Source organism: Streptomyces bluensis, assembly GCF_014650715.1.
Lineage (GTDB): Bacteria > Actinomycetota > Actinomycetes > Streptomycetales > Streptomycetaceae > Streptomyces > Streptomyces bluensis.
On record NZ_BMVM01000019.1, the window covers coordinates 26,494 to 42,649 of the forward strand.

The window sequence follows — 16,156 nt, forward strand, 5'->3', positions numbered from 1 at the left end:
ACACACTTTCGGGGCCGGACGGTTCGGCCCAGCCGCCTCTTCGCGCTACTTCTCGGCCCTTGCTGGTCCGGTGATCGCCTCGGTGATGGCGAAGCCCTTCGCCGGGCCTTCGGGGATGATGACTTCGGTGCCGTAGGGGGCGCGGTGGATGTCCCCCCAGTCGGCAGCGTCAGGGCGAGGTCCGGCGAAGAGGGTGACGGCACCCTGGCCGTCATAGTCATCGATGATCACGTACACGGGGATACCGGCGCGGGCGTACTCGCGGCGCTTGCGGACGCGGTCACGGTCCTGGTTGCGTTTACCGGGAGAGACGACCTCGACGATGAGATGCACAGAGTCGGCCCTGACTCCCATGTCGTCCTCGTCGCCGAACGGCTCCGTGTGGGGCGCTACGCCTCCGGAGTGCTGCCCGGCATGCTCGTCACCAGCGTCGGCTGCGGACTGGCTCTGCCCGCCCTGACCGTCGCCGGGCTCACGGACACCACCGAGGAGAACGCCGGGCTCGGCTCGGCCCTCCTGAGCTCCGGCCGACCACGGGAACCGTACGTAGCCCACCGCCGGGCGTCCACCGATGTACGGGGCCGGTACAACCAAGCGCCGCTTCCAGGAGTCCTGATGGGCGGCGGCCCTCCCCTGGGCCGCCGCCCATCAGGACGGGGAGCCCATGAACCCAGCCAGAGCCACGACCGCCACCGCGGTCTTACTCTTCACCGCAGGCAGTCTGCTGACCGCCACCGCAGCATCCGCGTCCGCCGCCGTGAGCTGCGCGTCGCCCGTCTACAAGCGGCAGTTCTACGCCAACACCACCTTCTCGGGCACCCCGAAGAAGACGGACTGCGACTCGGTGATCGACCAGAACTGGGGGACGGGAGCCCCTGCCTCCGGCCTGCCCAAGGACAACTTCGGCGTCCGCTGGACCGTCACCCGGGACTTCGGCTCCGGCGGGCCCTTCGCCCTGCCCGTCGAGTCCCGTGACGGCATCCGCGTGTACCTCGACGGCGCCCGCAAGGTCGACCTCTGGAAGAACGTCTCCACCACCCAGAAGAAGACCGGCAACATCACCGTCCCCAGCGGCAAGCACACCCTCCGCGTGGACTTCGTCAACTGGACCGGCGCCGCGAACGTCAAGTTCGCCTACCAGCCCCGCACCTCCGCCGACGCCGACACCGTCAAGCCCCTGGTCCCCACGGGAACCGCGGTCGCGTACGACGGGGCGAGCGGCCAGGCGAAGGTGACCTGGTCCAGGAACAAGGAGATGGACCTCGCCGGGTACCGGGTCTACCGGCGTCTGAAGGGCACCTCCTTCGGGAGCAGGCCCCTCGCCACGACGACCGGCACCTCGTACACCGACGCCACCCTGCCCAGGACCGGCGAGACCTACTACTACGAGGTCCGCGCCTACGACAAGGCCGGCAACGAGTCCACCGGCACCGCCGACCAGCCCGTCACCACCGTCGACACGACCGCACCCGGCGCCCCGCAGGGCCTCACGGCGACCTCCACCAAGGCCGCCAACTCCCTCTCGTGGCAGGCAACTTCCGGAGCGGCCTCGTACGAGGTGTACCGCGCGGCGGACGCCGGTGGCACGTACGAGCGCATCGGGACGGTCACCTCTCCCTCGTACACCGACTCGACGGCGGCGGCCGACGTGCCGCTCGCGTACAAGGTGCGGGCGCTGGACCCGGCCGGGAACGCGTCGGCGTACTCGGCGGTCGTGTGGGCGACCCGGGACACCGTCGCGCCGCTCCCGCCGCAGAACCTCACGGTCGTCTCGCAGGACGAGGGCGGGGTGACGCTGACCTGGCGGAGCGGCGGGTCGGACGGGACGAAGTACGTCGTCCACCGGGCCGAGTCGCAGTACGACGAGCTGGTCAGACTGGGCGAGACGTCCACCCTGACGTACCGGGACACGACCGGCGAGGCGGGTCTCCCGTACCAGTACTACGTGACCGCCGTGGACGCGGCCGGGAACGAGTCCCGGCGGGTCATGACCACCGCGACGAGGCCCGTCGGCCCGAGCAGCGCGCCGAGGGCCCCGACGTGGGGTTTCGCCGGCGTCGTGGACGACCGGCTCATGTTGGAGTGGAACCAGGGCGGGGAGGTCCCCGTCGCCGAGTACACCGTCTACCGCTCCCGCACCACTCCCGTGGACACGACCGACCCGGCGAACTTCTTCGGCACGTACTCGGGGAAGCGGCTGGAGACTCCGGTGGCCGACGATGAGAAGGACTACTACTACGCGCTGGTCGCCACGTCCCCGAACGGAGTCCGCTCGACCCCCTCGTCCTCTGTCCTGCCGTCGGTGAGCGAGGCACCGCTGCCGTACCCGCCCCAGGTGGACGAGGTGTTCGCCGGCGACAGTTACGCCCGGCTGACCTGGCTGACCCCACCGACCAGCCCGGGCCAGCCCAGCATCCTCGGCTACCGCGTGTACCGCTCCACGAGCCCCGGTGTCACCAAGGACAACTCCGTGGTGAGCCCCCTCGTCCGTGACCTCACCGAGTACACCGACCCCGGCCTGGCCAACGGCACGACGTACTACTACGCCGTCGCCACGGTCGACGTGCAGGGCCTGGAAGGGCCCCTGTCCGCGGAGGTCTCGGTGACACCGCACGCGTAGAAGAACACCCGTAGAAGAAGGGGTTCATGTGAAAGGGGCCCGGAGGTTCGGCTGAACCTCCGGGCCCCTCGATCGTCCCAGGACCCTCAGTCCGAGGACTGCTGTCTCTTCGGCCGCCACACCACCAGCGCGCTCGTCTGCTGGACCTCCTGGTACGGGACCAGGTCGCGGCGGTACGAGGCGTGCACCGCGGCCTCGCGCTGGCGCATGGCCGCCGCCGCGCCGTCCAGGGCCGACTCCAGCTCCGCGACGCGGGACTGGAGCGCGGCGACCTGGTTCTCCAGCTCGATGATGCGCTTGATGCCGGCGAGGTTGATGCCCTCGTCCTGCGACAGCTGCTGCACCTGGCGGAGCAGCTCGATGTCGCGGGCAGAGTAGCGACGGCCCCGGCCGGCCGTGCGGTCCGGCGAGACCAGGCCCAGACGGTCGTACTGGCGCAGGGTCTGCGGGTGCAGGCCGGAGAGCTGGGCCGCCACCGAGATGACGTAGACCGGGGTCTCCTCGGTCAGTTCATACGGATTCCGCCGACGGCCGTCCATCACCCTCAAGCTCCCTTCGCGGCCTGGAACAGCTCCGCCCGCGGGTTCTCACCCGCGGTGGCTGCGCGATACGCCTCAAGCGCGTCACGAGCCTTCCCCGTTACGTCCTTGGGGACACTCACCTCAACGGTGACCAGGAGGTCCCCGCGGGTGCCGTCCTTGCGGACCGCGCCCTTGCCCCGGGCGCGCATGGTGCGTCCGTTGGGCGTGCCCGGCGGCAGCTTCAGGGTGACCGGCGGCCCGCCCAGCGTGGGGACGCGGATCTCGCCGCCCAGCGCCGCCTCCGGATACGTCACCGGCACCGTCACCGTCAGGTTGTCGCCCTTGCGGCCGAACACCGGGTGGGCTTCGACGTGCACCGTGACGTACAGATCACCGGCCGGGCCGCCCCGCTCGCCGGGCCCGCCCTTGCCGCGGAGCCGGATGCGCTGACCGTCCGTGACACCGGCCGGTATGCGCACCTGCATCGTCCGGGACGACTTCGCCCGGCCGCTGCCCTGGCAGTCCGGGCAGGGGTGCTCGGCGATGAGCCCGCGGCCCTTGCAGTCCGGGCAGGGGTCGGTCAGCGAGAAGCCGCCGCCCGAACCCCGCGCCACCTGGCCGGTGCCGACGCAGGTCGGGCACACCCGCGGTGTGCCGTTCTTGTCGCCGGTGCCCGAGCATGCCTTGCAGGGAGACTGCGAGGTCATACGGAGCGGAACGGTCGCGCCGTCCACCGCCTCGGTGAAGCTCAGTGTGACCTCGGTGTCGATGTCCTGGCCGCGCCGCGGCTGCGTACGCGTGCCCGTGCTCGTGCCGCCGCGGTTGAACAGTCCTCCGAAGACGTCACCGAGTCCGCCGCCGAAGCCGCCCGCTCCCGGTCCTCCCCCGCCCTGGGCGCCGCCTCCGAAGAGGTCGCCCAGGTCGAAGTTGAACGAGCCGCCGCCCGCGCCCGGGCCCGGACGGAAGCCACCGTTGCCGAACAGGGCGCGCGCGTCGTCGTACTCCTTGCGCTTCTTGGGGTCACCCAGGACGTCGTTCGCCTCGGAGATCTCCTTGAAGCGCTCCTCGGCCCTGGCGTTGCCCTTGTTGGCGTCCGGGTGGTACTCGCGGGCGAGCTTCCGGTACGCCTTCTTGATCTCGGCCTCGGTGGCGTCCTTGGGAACGCCGAGGACCTTGTAGAAGTCCTTCTCGATGAAGTCCTTGGTGCTCATCCTCGACGCCCCTCCTTCCTTGTTGGTTCAAGCTCAGCCCTCGTCCGGGCCACCGCTCTCCTTGTCGTCGGCCGTCTCCGCGGAGTCCTGCGAGTCCGCCTTGACGGTCTGGGCGCCGGGCTGCGGTTCGGCCACGGCCACCCGCGCGGGGCGGATGGTGCGCTCGCCGAAGCGATACCCGGGCTGCAGAATCGCCACGCACGTCGTCTCCGTGACGTCCGGTGCGTAACTGTGCATCAGGGCCTCGTGGATCGTCGGGTCGAAGGGCTCGCCCTCCTTGCCGAACTGCTGCAGACCCATCTTCGCCGCGACCGTCTCCAGCGACTCCGCGACGGACTTGAATCCGCCGACGAGTTCGCCGTGGTCCCGGGCGCGGCCGATGTCGTCGAGCACGGGCAGGAGCTCGCTCAGGAGGTTCGCGATGGCGATCTCCTTGACCGTGATCCGGTCGCGCTCGACGCGGCGGCGGTAGTTCTGGTACTCGGCCTGGAGCCGCTGGAGGTCCGCGGTGCGCTCACCGAGCGCGGTACGGACCTGGTCGAGCTGGGCCACCAGCGCAGCCTCTGCGCCTGCGTCCCCGGTCGGGGCCGCCCCTTCCTGGGGGGCGGCCTTCGACTCGGCGTCGTCGGGGGTCGCGCCGGAGGGGACGTCGGGCTGCTGCGGCGACGCGGCCTGCGGCTGCTCGTCGAAGCCCGGGGTCTCCTCCGTCACGCGGCACCGTCCTTCCGGTCACGCGGCTCGTCCACGATCTCGGCGTCGACGACGTCGTCGTCAGCGGCCTTGGCACCGGCGCCGGCACCGGCACCCGGGGCGTCGGCGCCCGCGGCGGCCTGTGCGGCCTGGGCGTCGGCGTACAGGGCCTGGCCCAGCTTCTGGGAGACGGCGGCGACCTTCTCGGTGGCCGTACGGATCTCGGAGGTGTCCTCGCCCTTGAGCGCGGTCTTCAGCTCCTCGACGGCGGCCTCGACCTCGGTCTTGACGTCACCCGGGACCTTGTCCTCGTTGTCCTTGAGGAACTTCTCGGTCTGGTAGACGAGCTGCTCGCCCTGGTTGCGGGTCTCGGCGGCCTCGCGGCGGCGGTGGTCCTCCTCCGCGTACTGCTCGGCCTCCTGGCGCATCCGGTCGACCTCGTCCTTCGGCAGCGAGGAGCCGCCGGTGACGGTCATCTTCTGCTCCTTGCCGGTGCCGAGGTCCTTCGCCGTGACGTGCATGATGCCGTTGGCGTCGATGTCGAAGGACACCTCGATCTGCGGCACGCCGCGCGGGGCCGGCGGCAGACCGGTCAGCTCGAACATCCCGAGCTTCTTGTTGTACGCCGCGATCTCGCGCTCGCCCTGGTAGACCTGGATCTGCACGGAGGGCTGGTTGTCCTCGGCGGTGGTGAAGATCTCGGACCGCTTGGTCGGGATCGTCGTGTTCCGCTCGATGAGCTTGGTCATGATGCCGCCCTTGGTCTCGATACCGAGGGACAGCGGCGTCACGTCGAGGAGCAGAACGTCCTTGACCTCGCCCTTGAGGACACCGGCCTGGAGCGAGGCGCCGATGGCGACGACCTCGTCCGGGTTCACACCCTTGTTGGCCTCCTTGCCGCCGGTCAGCTCCTTGACGAGCTCGGCGACGGCGGGCATACGGGTGGACCCACCGACGAGAACGACGTGGTCGATCTCGCTCAGCTGGATGCCCGCGTCCTTGATGACGTTGTGGAACGGCGTCTTGCAGCGCTCCAGCAGATCGGCGGTGAGCTGCTGGAACTGGGCGCGGGTGAGCTTCTCGTCGAGGTGCAGGGGGCCCTCGGCGGAGGCCGTGATGTACGGCAGGTTGATCGAGGTCTCGCTGGAGGAGGACAGCTCGATCTTGGCCTTCTCGGCGGCCTCACGGAGGCGCTGGAGGGCCATCTTGTCCTTGGCGAGGTCCACGCCGTGGCCGGCCTTGAACTGCTGCACCAGGTAGTCGACGACGCGCTGGTCCCAGTCGTCACCACCGAGGTGGTTGTCGCCGTTGGTGGCCTTCACCTCGACGACGCCGTCGCCGATCTCCAGGAGCGACACGTCGAAGGTGCCGCCACCGAGGTCGAAGACGAGGATCGTCTGGTCGTCCTTGTCGAGGCCGTAGGCCAGGGCGGCGGCGGTCGGCTCGTTGACGATCCGCAGGACGTTGAGGCCCGCGATCTCACCGGCCTCCTTCGTCGCCTGACGCTCGGAGTCGTTGAAGTACGCCGGGACCGTGATGACCGCGTCCGCGACCTTCTCGCCCAGGTAGGCCTCGGCGTCGCGCTTCAGCTTCTGCAGGATGAAGGCGCTCATCTGCTGCGGGTTGAAGTGCTTCCCGTCGAGCTCGATCTTCCAGTCCGTGCCCATGTGGCGCTTCACGGAGCGGATGGTCCGGTCCACGTTCGTGACCGCCTGGCGCTTGGCGACCTCGCCGACGAGCACCTCACCGTTCTTGGCGAAGGCGACGACGGACGGCGTGGTCCTGGCGCCCTCGGCGTTGGTGATGACGGTGGGCTCACCGCCCTCCAGAACGCTGACGACGGAGTTAGTCGTGCCCAGGTCGATGCCGACCGCACGTGCCATTTCGATTCCTCCAGCTGACTTGAGTGGAACGGACTCAAGCATGCATGACGCTCGCCGCTGGGTCAACAGACCTGAGTCACTACGACTCAACTCTTATCCGTTCCTTACGCGCAACAAGGCCCTGACCTGCCGCTTCCCCCGCCGAGCGATGGACGACGACCCGCCCTCACGGGTGACGCGCGACGCCGTCCGGGGTCTTCAGTCGAGGCGGGCGCCACCGGCCCAACCCGGGGCCAGTCGATATGCACCACTATGGGGTGAACAGGTACGCCCCAAAGTACGCCCCGAGGCACGCGCACCAGAAGCCCACCCGACATCACACCCACCCAGGCGCGCCCTCAGCGACGCAGATCACCACACCGCTGACTACAGTGCGGCACAAGAAGTGGGTAGTCTCAGACGGACTGCATAAGTTACCGCTTAGTAATGAGCTCCGAGGCTAACGACGACGTCCGCCTCGAAGAAACCCTCGCAGGCCCGAGGAGCCCCCAAATGCAACTCGCCGCGATCATCGTGTCGCTGGTACTCGCCGTGGTCGGCGTGGCGCTGTTCGGCCGTGCCATCGCGCAGATCTACCGGTTCGTCCGGCTCGGCCAGGACGTTCCCGCCGGTACGCGCACCGACGACTGGAAGAGCCGCACCCTCACGGTGGCGAGGGAGTTCCTCGGCCACACCCGGATGAACCGCTGGGCCGTCGTCGGCGTCGCCCACTGGTTCGTCGCCGTCGGCTTCTTCTCCCTCGTGCTGACCCTCGTCAACGCCTTCGGGCAGCTCTTCAGGGCCGACTGGGTTCTGCCGCTCATCGGGCACTGGCTGCCGTACGAGATGTTCGTCGAGTTCATCGGCACGATGACCACGCTGGGGATTCTGACCCTCATCGTCATCCGGCAGCTGTCCCGGCCCGGACGCGCGGGCCGCAAGTCCCGGTTCGCCGGCTCCAACACCGGTCAGGCCTATTTCGTCGAGTCGGTCATCCTCATCATCGGGCTCGCCATCATGACCCTGCGCGGCCTGGAGGGAGCCCTCGCCGGCGTGGGCCACTACGAGGCCGCGTACTTCGCCTCGTACCCGCTCGTCTCCGCGTTCTCGGGGCTCGACACCGGCACGCTGCAGAACCTGGTCTACCTCACGGCGATGATCAAGATCGGGACGTCCTTCGTCTGGATGATCACCGTCTCGCTGATGACCGACATGGGTGTCGCCTGGCACCGCTTCCTCGCCTTCCCGAACATCTGGTTCAAGCGGAACGCCACCGGTGAGACCGCTCTCGGCGCGCTCCTGCCCATGACCTCCGGCGGCAAGCCGATCGACTTCACCGACCCCGGCGAGGACGACATCTTCGGTGTCAGCCAGGTGGAGCAGTTCTCCTGGAAGGGCCTGCTGGACTTCTCCACGTGCACCGAGTGCGGGCGCTGCCAGTCCCAGTGCCCGGCCTGGAACACCGGCAAGCCGCTCTCACCCAAGCTGCTGATCATGTCGCTGCGCGACCACGCGCACGCCAAGGCCCCGTACCTGCTGGCCGGCGGCGGCAAGACGATGGAGGGCGAGGAGAAGGCGAGCGAGGAGCAGCTCAAGGACGTGCCCGCGGCGGCGCTGGCGGAGGCCGAGCGCCCGTTGATCGGCACCGTCGAGGCTGCGTCTGACAGCGGCTTCGCCGCGGGCGGCGTCATCGACCCCGACGTCCTGTGGTCCTGCACCACCTGCGGCGCCTGCGTCGAGCAGTGTCCCGTCGACATCGAGCACGTCGACCACATCGTCGACATGCGCCGCTACCAGGTGATGATCGAGTCCGCCTTCCCGTCCGAGGCGGGCACGATGCTCAAGAACCTGGAGAAGAAGGGCAACCCCTGGGGCCTGGCCAAGAAGCAGCGCCTTGAGTGGACCAAGGAAGTCGACTTCGAGGTGCCGGTCGTCGGCAAGGACATCGAGGACCTGTCCGAGGTCGACTACCTCTACTGGGTCGGCTGCGCCGGCGCCCTCGAAGACCGCGCCAAGAAGACGACGAAGGCGTTCGCCGAACTCCTCCACATCGCGGGCGTCAAGTTCGCGATCATGGGCGGCGACGAGAAGTGCACCGGTGACTCGGCGCGGCGACTGGGCAACGAGCCGTTGTTCCAGGAACTGGGCATGGAGAACGTCGCCGCGCTCAACATGGCGTTCGGGGAAGACGACGAGGACGAGTCGACGAAGAAGCCCAAGTCCGCCAAGAAGATCGTCGCCACCTGCCCGCACTGCCTCAACACCCTCGGCAACGAGTACCCGCAGCTCGGCGGCGACTACGAGGTCATCCACCACACCCAGCTGCTCCAGCACCTCGTCGACGAGGGCAAGCTGGTCCCGGTGACCCCGGTCGAGGGCCTCATCACCTACCACGACCCCTGCTACCTGGGCCGCCACAACAAGATCTACACGCCCCCGCGCGAGATCATCGGCAAGGTCCCGGGTCTGCGCAACGAGGAGATGCACCGCCACAAGGAGCGCGGCTTCTGCTGCGGCGCGGGCGGCGCGCGGATGTGGATGGAGGAGCGGATCGGCAAGCGCATCAACAACGAGCGCGTCGACGAGGCCCTCTCCCTCAACCCCGACATCGTCTCCACCGCCTGCCCCTTCTGCCTCGTCATGCTGACCGACTCGGTCAACGGCAAGAAGAACGATGGCAAGGCGAAGGAGTCCATCCAGGTCGTGGACGTCGCCCAGCTGCTCCTCGACTCCGTCAAGACCCCGGCCACGGACGACGACGAGCCCCCGGCGGGCTCGGCCGACACGGCGAGCGAGCCGGAGCCGCAGCCTGTGAAGTAGCCGCGGTCGAGACGTAGCCGTAAAGACCCGCACACGAACACATAACGGAACACGCCATCTCCTCGCCCCTGCCGGAGAGGTGGCGTGTTCTCGTACGGATGACGGCCGCCCTTACTGCACCGCTCGGGCATGTGCATGATGGCTCGGAGGGTGTCATCGGTGCGGATGAGGTGAATGAACGGTGCGCGGGCGAAGAACAGGTCCAGGTATGCGTGTGACGGCGGCCCTGACGGCCGCCTGCGCTCTCCTCGCCGCCTGCGGCTCCGGCCGGAACAGCGACGACGAGGGCTCGGCGAAGAAGCCGGGCCCGGTCCCCGTGGCGAAGGGGCACGCGCGGGTGCCCGTGCCGCGCGGCGACGGCAGCGAGATCGCCGACGACTTCAACGGCGACGGTCACCGTGACCTGGTCCTGAACGACCTCGTCAAGCGGCAGAGCCACGAGGACGACGCGGGCATCGGGATCGTGTACGGGACGCGGGGCGGACTGCGGCCGGGTGCACGGCAGTTGATCTCCCCGGCCAGGCAGGGCGCCGCCACGAAGGGGCAGCTGCCGGCCGTCTTCGACGCCGAGGAGAGCTGCGACCTGGACGGGGACGGCTTCACCGACCTCGTCGTCTCCACCGACCCGCCGTACGACGGGCAGGGCCGGCCTCCCGTGCCGCTCCAGATCCTCTTCGGCTCGCCGGGCGGCCTGACCGGCAAGGCGGTCAAGCTCACCGTCCCCGCGCGGGCCCGCGCCGGCAACGACTGGCCCGACCAGCCCGTGTGCGGCGACTTCGACGGCGACGGCGCGAACGACCTCGTCCTGCACGCCTCCGAAAGTCAACTCACCTATCTGCGCGGCCCGTTCACCCGCAAGGGCGTGCCGCGTGCGGCCGGACAGCCGCTCGTCGCGCCCGGCAACGTCCCCACCCGCCCCGCGGTCGACGTCAACCGCGACGGCTACGACGACCTGCTGGTCCGCGAGGGCGGCGACGTGTCCCCGTCGAGCGTCGTGTACGGCGGCCCGAACGGCCCCGCCCGCACCGGCTTCGCCCTCCCCGCGGGCGCCGACGTCTCCTTCGGCCGCTTCGGCCGGACCAAGGCCGCGCTGGACGCCGCGATCGGCTCCCAGGGCGGAACGTCCCTGCGGTACGACCTGACCGGCCCGGGAGCCACCGTGCGCGGCACGCTCGACGTACCCGGTACGGTCCTCGCCGCGGGCGACTTCGACGGCGACGGGTTCGACGACCTCGTCTCCAGCGGCTCGGAGCTGCGGGTCTTCCGGGGCCGTACGAGCGGGCTGTCCGCCTCCGCCGTCGTCACCGTGAAGCCACCCGCGACGGGCACGACCCGCGTCCTGGCGGTAGCCGACCTCACCGGGGACGGGCTGGCCGACCTGGCCGTACGCACCTACCGGGGCGAGACGAAGGACACGGTCGCGGTGTACCCGGGACGGGAAGAGGGGGTGGTGGCCGCCGAGCCGCAGGTCACCTTCTCCACGGCGGAGTTCCTGGAGAGGAGCGGCTGACGGCCCACGCCCCGGGGGGAGCGGCTGACCACCCGGAGGGCGCCCCGCCCCAGCAGCCGCAGAAATTCCTCGAACTCCCGTACAACCCTCCCGCATCTCCACGAGTCTCCTGTTAGCCAACCGTTCCGCGACACCCGGGCGAACTCCGGGCAAACAGGAACGGGACCGCACCCCATTGACTGTGGACGCCCTGCCAGGCGTCCCGCATGCAGCAGGAGATCCCCGCATGCACAAGCACATGCGACTCGCCCTCGCCACGGCCTCCGCGGCCGCGCTGACGGGCGGTCTGCTCACCTTCTCGGCCGCGACGGCGACGGCGGCCGACTCGGTCCACCACCCCGTGGCGGACTTCAACAACGACGGGTACGGCGACGTCGCGTACTCGGCCGGCAACGCCACCGTCGGCGGCAAGCAGGGCGCCGGCCAGATCGTCGCCCTGTACGGCTCGGCGAGCGGCGTGACGGCCACCAAGCGCACCACGATCAGCCAGGACACCACCGGCGTGCCCGGCAGCGCCGAGACCAACGACGCCTTCGGCTGGATGAGCGCGTACGGCGACTTCAACGGCGACGGCTTCGACGACCTCGCCGTGTCCGCGTACCTGGAGGACGTCAGCGGAGACACCGACGGCGGCACGGTCGCGGTCCTCTGGGGTTCGTCGAGCGGCCTGTCCGGCGGTACGACGATCGCGGACCCGGCGCCCTCCTCCCACGACCGGTGGGGCAAGTCCCTGGCCGCGGGGGACTTCGACGGCGACGGCACGGAGGACCTCGCGGTCGGCTCGACGTCGAGCACCATCTACGTGTTCAAGGGCGGTATCAGCAAGTCCGGTGCGGCGGGCGGCCGTTACGCCGTCAAGGCGCCCCTCATGTCCGGCACCGGCGCGGGGCCGTTCATGCTCACCGCCGGTGACGTCAACGGCGACAAGCGGACCGACCTGATCGTCGACGGCTACGAGACCGACAGCGCCGAGGGCTGGAACGCCAACTACTACGTGCCCGGCACGGCCTCCGGTCTGAGCGCGTCGTCCGCGCGGAAGCTGAAGCCCGGCGTCATCACCGGCATCGGCGACGTCAACGGCGACGGCTTCGGCGACATCGTGACCGGCGAGGAATGGGACCCGTCCAACGACCCCGAGGTGCCGTCGGTGCCCGAGTCCGCCACCGGCGGCAAGGTCCACATCATCTACGGCTCGGCCGACGGCCCGGCCGAGGCCACCGCCGTGACCCAGAACACCGGCAACGTGCCCGGCACATCCGAGCGCGGCGACTACTTCGGCAGCGAGCTGTCCCTCGGCGACATCAACGGCGACGGCTTGGCGGACCTGGCGGTCGGCGCGCCCGGCGAGAACCTGAACGGCGTCGTCAACACGGGCGCGGTGACGGTCCTCTACGGCTCGGCCTCCGGGCTGAACACCGCCTCCGGCTACCAGTACTTCGCCCAGTCCACCGCCGGTGTCCCCGGCTCGGACGAGAAGGACGACTTCTTCGGCAACGAGGTGAAGCTCACCGACGTCACCGGCGACGGCAAGGCGGACCTGACGGTCGGCGCGTACGGCGAGAACGACGGCAACGGCTCGGTGGTCTACCTGCCCTCCAACGGCTCGAAGATCACGGCGACGGGGTCGCGCTCCCTGTCGACGTCCGCGGTCGGCGTCTCCACGGACGCGTACCCGGCGTTCGGCGGCAACGCCGCCAGCTGACCCACAGCACCTGCGAGTCGGGCCCGCACCCACCCGGGTGCGGGCCCCACGCACCTTTGAACCCCCCTTGGAACCTTCCTTGGAGCCCTCGTTGCGCAAGCGCACCCTCCTCCTGGCCGCGACCCTCACCACCGGCCTGCTCACCGCCCTCCCGGCAACGGCCACCGCCGCGCCCTCGGGCCTGACCGGCGACTTCAACGGCGACGGCTTCCGTGACGTCGCCATCGCCGCGCCCGTCGCCAAGGTCGACGGCAAGTCCGGCGCCGGCTACGTCGCGATCGTCTACGGCACGGCGAGCGGCCTCGACACCGCCAAGAGACAGATCATCAGCCAGGCCACCACCGGTATCCCCGGCGTTCCGGAGTCGTACGACTACTTCGGCGACCGCCTGACCACAGGCGATCTGGACGACGACGGCTACACGGACCTGATCGTGGGCGTGCACGGCGAGCGGATCGGCTCCACGGACGAGTCGGGCGCGATCACGGTCGTCTGGGGCGGCGCGGACGGTCTGAAGACCGCGACGGACATCTCCTCGCCGCTCCCCGAGAACCGCAACGAGCTCGGCTGGTCCGTGGCGGCCGGCGACTTCGACGGGGACGGCGACACCGACCTGGCCGCGGCGAACATCGCCTACCCCGAGCTGAACGTCTTCCAGGGCCCGATCTCCCGCACGGGCAAGGCGACGGGCCTCGTCGGCATCGACACCTACGAGCAGACCGGCATCAACGCCGACAAGCTCTTCGCGGGCGACGTCACAGGCGACGGCACGACGGACCTCCTCGTCATGGGTCAGCAGGAGATCACCGACGGCTACCGCACCCGCAGCGTCCTCTACAAGGGCTCGGCCTCCGGCCTCAAGGCGGGCAGCAAGGTCGCGGGCGGCTACGACGCGGTCATCGCGGACGTCGACAAGGACGGCTACGGCGACATCGTCACCGGCAACTTCATGGAGAAGTCCACCGACGAGCCGAACGGCGGTCTCGGCGGCGCGGTCACCGTGACCTACGGCGCGTCCACGGGCCTGAGCTCGCGCACCCCGGTCCGTATCACCCAGGACACCACGGGCGTGCCCGGCACCGGCGAGAAGGGCGACGGCTTCGGCTGGAGTCTGTCGGCCGGTGACGTGAACGGCGACGGGTACGCGGACATCGCGGTCGGCATCGAGAACGAGGCGGTCGGCTCGGTCTACAAGGCGGGCTCGTTCGCGGTCCTGCGCGGCTCGGCGTCCGGTCTGACGGGCAGCGGCGCCAAGGTCTTCCACCAGAACACGACGGGGGTCCCCGGCACCGCCGAGAGGCTGGACAACTTCGGCAGCGCGGTCCACCTCACCGACACCGACGGCAACGGCCGCGCGGAACTCCTGGCGAGCGCGGCGGGCGAGAACGACGGCGCGGGTGCGGTGTGGCTCTTCAAGTCCACCACGTCCGGCATCACCGCCACGGGTTCCAAGTCCTTCAACAGCACGACGCTGGGCGGCCCTTCGGGCCTGACGTACTTCGGCGACGTGCTGGCGGGCTGACCGCTGTCGCCCAGACAGCTACCGCCCAGACAGCTGCCGTCCAGACCGCTGCCGCCCAGTAGCGCACGCCCAGCCGTCAACTGCTCGCGGCGCCCCCTTCCGCCCGTCGGCCCCGCACCTCTCGGGTGCGGGGCCCGTCCCGACCCTGGAGTCTCGTTGCGCACGCGCCCGTTCCTCCTGGCGGCAGGCCTCCTCGCCTCCGTCCTGACCCCGCTCACCCTGGCGGCGCCCGCCGCCCACGCGGCGACCGCCGCCGCCCCGTACGACTTCAACGGCGACGGGTACCGCGACCTCGCGATCGGCGCGCCGGGTGCCACCGTCGGCGGCAAGGCGAAGGCGGGGGCGGTGTCCGTCGTGTACGGCTCGTCCACCGGTCTGAAGACCACCAAGTACCAGACGTTCAGCCAGAATTCGACCGGTATCCCGGGCACCGCGGAAACCGGGGACGCCTTCGGTACGGCAGTGACGTCGGCGGACCTGAACACCGACGGCTACGCGGACCTCGTCGTCGGCGCGCCGGGCGAGGACACGCCCGGTGACGTCGACAACGGCACGGTCGTGATCATCTGGGGCGGCTCGTCGGGCCTCTCCGGCGCCCGCACCCTCATCAACTACAGCACCATGGGGGACACCTACCGCTACGGCCAGGCCCTGGCCGCCGGGGACTTCGACGGCGACGGGGACGACGACGTGGCGGTCGGCGGCACCGGCCTGTTCAGCATCTGGATCGTCGAGGGCACGTTCACCAAGTCGGGCGACTTCGCGGGCGGCAGGGGCTCGGGCCTGAGCTACGGGCCCAAGCCGTTCAGCACGACGTACGGCGTCGAGTACCTGTCCGCGGGCGACATCAACGGCGAAGGACGGGACAGCCTCGTCCTCCACGGCCGCGCCAAGGGCACGGACGACGCGCTCACGGCGGTGGCCGACGCCGGCATCGACAACTTCGCGGACTGGCTGGAGTACGTCCCGGGCGGCTATGTCTCGGCCGTCGGCGACGTCGACAAGGACGGCTACGCCGACCTCGTGATCGGCAACCAGCGCGAGCCCGCCGCCGACCCCTCCGGGGCGCTCGGCGGCAAGGTCACGCTCGTCCACGGCGCCCCCAAGGCCGAGTGGGTCGACGCCCGCTCCACCTCCGCGTTCACCCAGGCCACGAACGGCGTCCCCGGCACCGCGGAGTCGGGCGACGGCTTCGGCAAGTCGGTGGCCCTCGGCGACATCAACGGCGACGGCTACGCCGACCTGGCGGTCGGGGCGGCGTACGAGTCCTTCTCCGGCGCCGAGGACACCGGCACGGTGACGATCCTCTACGGCAACGCCACGAACTTCTCGGCCTCGGGTGCGGTCTCTCTCTCCCAGTCCACGCCGGGCGTCCCCGGCACCGCCGAGTCCAACGACCGTTTCGGTGGCCGGGTCCTCCTCTCCGACGTGACGAAGGACGGCAAGGCGGACCTCACGGTCGCGGCCCCCAACGAGAACGGCGGCGACGGCGCGATCTGGTCCTTCAGGGGCGCCTCCCCGTCCACCGCGTCGTCCTTCGGCCCGTCCACGACCGCCGTCTCCACCTCGGGAGCCCCGGCGTTCGGTACGACGCTGGGCGGCTGACGCCTCTGCCCCTCGACTCCCCCGGCCCTCGACTCCCCCGGCGCCCCTGACACCTCTGACGGCAGGCGGAAGGAATCTGTCGCCGACTCTCCA

General features: G+C 70.1%; 11 protein-coding genes. 6 read left to right on the forward strand and 5 right to left on the reverse strand.

Annotation, left to right across the window (positions count from 1 at the left end; genetic code table 11):
- Positions 1-45: 45 nt before the first annotated feature.
- Positions 46-354, reverse strand: a complete 309-nt coding sequence (locus IE262_RS40635) for a Uma2 family endonuclease (RefSeq protein ID WP_189878962.1) — start codon at positions 352-354, stop codon at positions 46-48.
- Positions 355-664: 310 nt separating this feature from the next.
- Between IE262_RS40635 and IE262_RS40260 the strand changes: the two genes are divergently transcribed.
- Entirely contained in the window at positions 665-2,620 is a 1,956-nt protein-coding gene (locus IE262_RS40260; RefSeq protein ID WP_189878824.1) for a PA14 domain-containing protein, read from the forward strand.
- 86 nt (positions 2,621-2,706) lie between these two features.
- Here the strand turns inward: IE262_RS40260 and IE262_RS32755 are convergent, their stop codons facing one another.
- The 4 genes from IE262_RS32755 to dnaK are packed head-to-tail and all read right to left on the reverse strand — an operon-like array spanning position 2,707 to position 6,925.
- The gene (locus IE262_RS32755) at positions 2,707-3,159 is read right to left on the reverse strand and encodes a heat shock protein transcriptional repressor HspR (RefSeq protein ID WP_134034430.1); all 453 of its coding nucleotides are present in this window, start codon (positions 3,157-3,159) and stop codon (positions 2,707-2,709) included.
- Positions 3,160-3,164: 5 nt separating this feature from the next.
- On the reverse strand, positions 3,165-4,352 hold the full coding sequence (dnaJ, locus tag IE262_RS32760) for a molecular chaperone DnaJ (protein ID WP_134034427.1): 1,188 nt from the start codon (positions 4,350-4,352) through the stop codon (positions 3,165-3,167).
- Between the two features lie 33 nt (positions 4,353-4,385).
- Positions 4,386-5,063, reverse strand: coding sequence for a nucleotide exchange factor GrpE (grpE, locus tag IE262_RS32765; RefSeq protein ID WP_134034424.1), 678 nt, complete (start codon positions 5,061-5,063; stop codon positions 4,386-4,388).
- Entirely contained in the window at positions 5,060-6,925 is a 1,866-nt protein-coding gene (dnaK, locus tag IE262_RS32770) for a molecular chaperone DnaK (RefSeq protein ID WP_134034421.1), read from the reverse strand. Before dnaK ends, grpE begins: the two co-directional genes overlap by 4 nt.
- 492 nt (positions 6,926-7,417) lie before the next feature.
- On the opposite strand from dnaK, the gene IE262_RS32775 reads away from it, so the two are divergent.
- The 5 genes from IE262_RS32775 to IE262_RS32795 all read left to right on the forward strand — a co-directional run bounded on the left by IE262_RS32775 (position 7,418) and on the right by IE262_RS32795 (position 16,063).
- Positions 7,418-9,724, forward strand: a complete 2,307-nt coding sequence (locus IE262_RS32775; RefSeq protein ID WP_189878964.1) for a (Fe-S)-binding protein — start codon at positions 7,418-7,420, stop codon at positions 9,722-9,724.
- Between the two features lie 208 nt (positions 9,725-9,932).
- The gene (locus IE262_RS32780) at positions 9,933-11,234 is read left to right on the forward strand and encodes an FG-GAP repeat domain-containing protein (protein WP_189878826.1); all 1,302 of its coding nucleotides are present in this window, start codon (positions 9,933-9,935) and stop codon (positions 11,232-11,234) included.
- A gap of 226 nt (positions 11,235-11,460) precedes the next feature.
- Complete coding sequence (locus tag IE262_RS32785) at positions 11,461-12,936, forward strand: VCBS repeat-containing protein (RefSeq protein ID WP_189878828.1); 1,476 nt, start codon at positions 11,461-11,463, stop codon at positions 12,934-12,936.
- Positions 12,937-13,027: 91 nt separating this feature from the next.
- A complete protein-coding gene (locus tag IE262_RS32790) occupies positions 13,028-14,458 on the forward strand; it encodes an FG-GAP-like repeat-containing protein (RefSeq protein WP_189878830.1) in 1,431 nt (476 codons plus the stop codon).
- A gap of 156 nt (positions 14,459-14,614) precedes the next feature.
- Positions 14,615-16,063 carry an FG-GAP-like repeat-containing protein gene (locus IE262_RS32795; protein ID WP_189878832.1) on the forward strand — a complete coding sequence of 483 codons (1,449 nt, stop codon included), beginning with the start codon at positions 14,615-14,617 and terminating at the stop codon, positions 16,061-16,063.
- Positions 16,064-16,156: the final 93 nt, after the last annotated feature.

Excerpts from the sequence above, each read along its gene's own strand:
- dnaK (WP_134034421.1), bottom strand. The coding sequence starts at position 6,925 with ATGGCACGTGCGGTCGGCATCGACCTGGGCACGACTAACTCCGTCGTC.
- IE262_RS32775 (WP_189878964.1), top strand. The coding sequence starts at position 7,418 with ATGCAACTCGCCGCGATCATCGTGTCGCTGGTACTCGCCGTGGTCGGC.
- IE262_RS40260 (WP_189878824.1), top strand. The coding sequence starts at position 665 with ATGAACCCAGCCAGAGCCACGACCGCCACCGCGGTCTTACTCTTCACC.
- IE262_RS40635 (WP_189878962.1), bottom strand. The coding sequence starts at position 354 with ATGGGAGTCAGGGCCGACTCTGTGCATCTCATCGTCGAGGTCGTCTCT.
- IE262_RS32755 (WP_134034430.1), bottom strand. The coding sequence starts at position 3,159 with ATGGACGGCCGTCGGCGGAATCCGTATGAACTGACCGAGGAGACCCCG.
- IE262_RS32785 (WP_189878828.1), top strand. The coding sequence starts at position 11,461 with ATGCACAAGCACATGCGACTCGCCCTCGCCACGGCCTCCGCGGCCGCG.
- IE262_RS32780 (WP_189878826.1), top strand. The coding sequence starts at position 9,933 with ATGCGTGTGACGGCGGCCCTGACGGCCGCCTGCGCTCTCCTCGCCGCC.
- dnaJ (WP_134034427.1), bottom strand. The coding sequence starts at position 4,352 with ATGAGCACCAAGGACTTCATCGAGAAGGACTTCTACAAGGTCCTCGGC.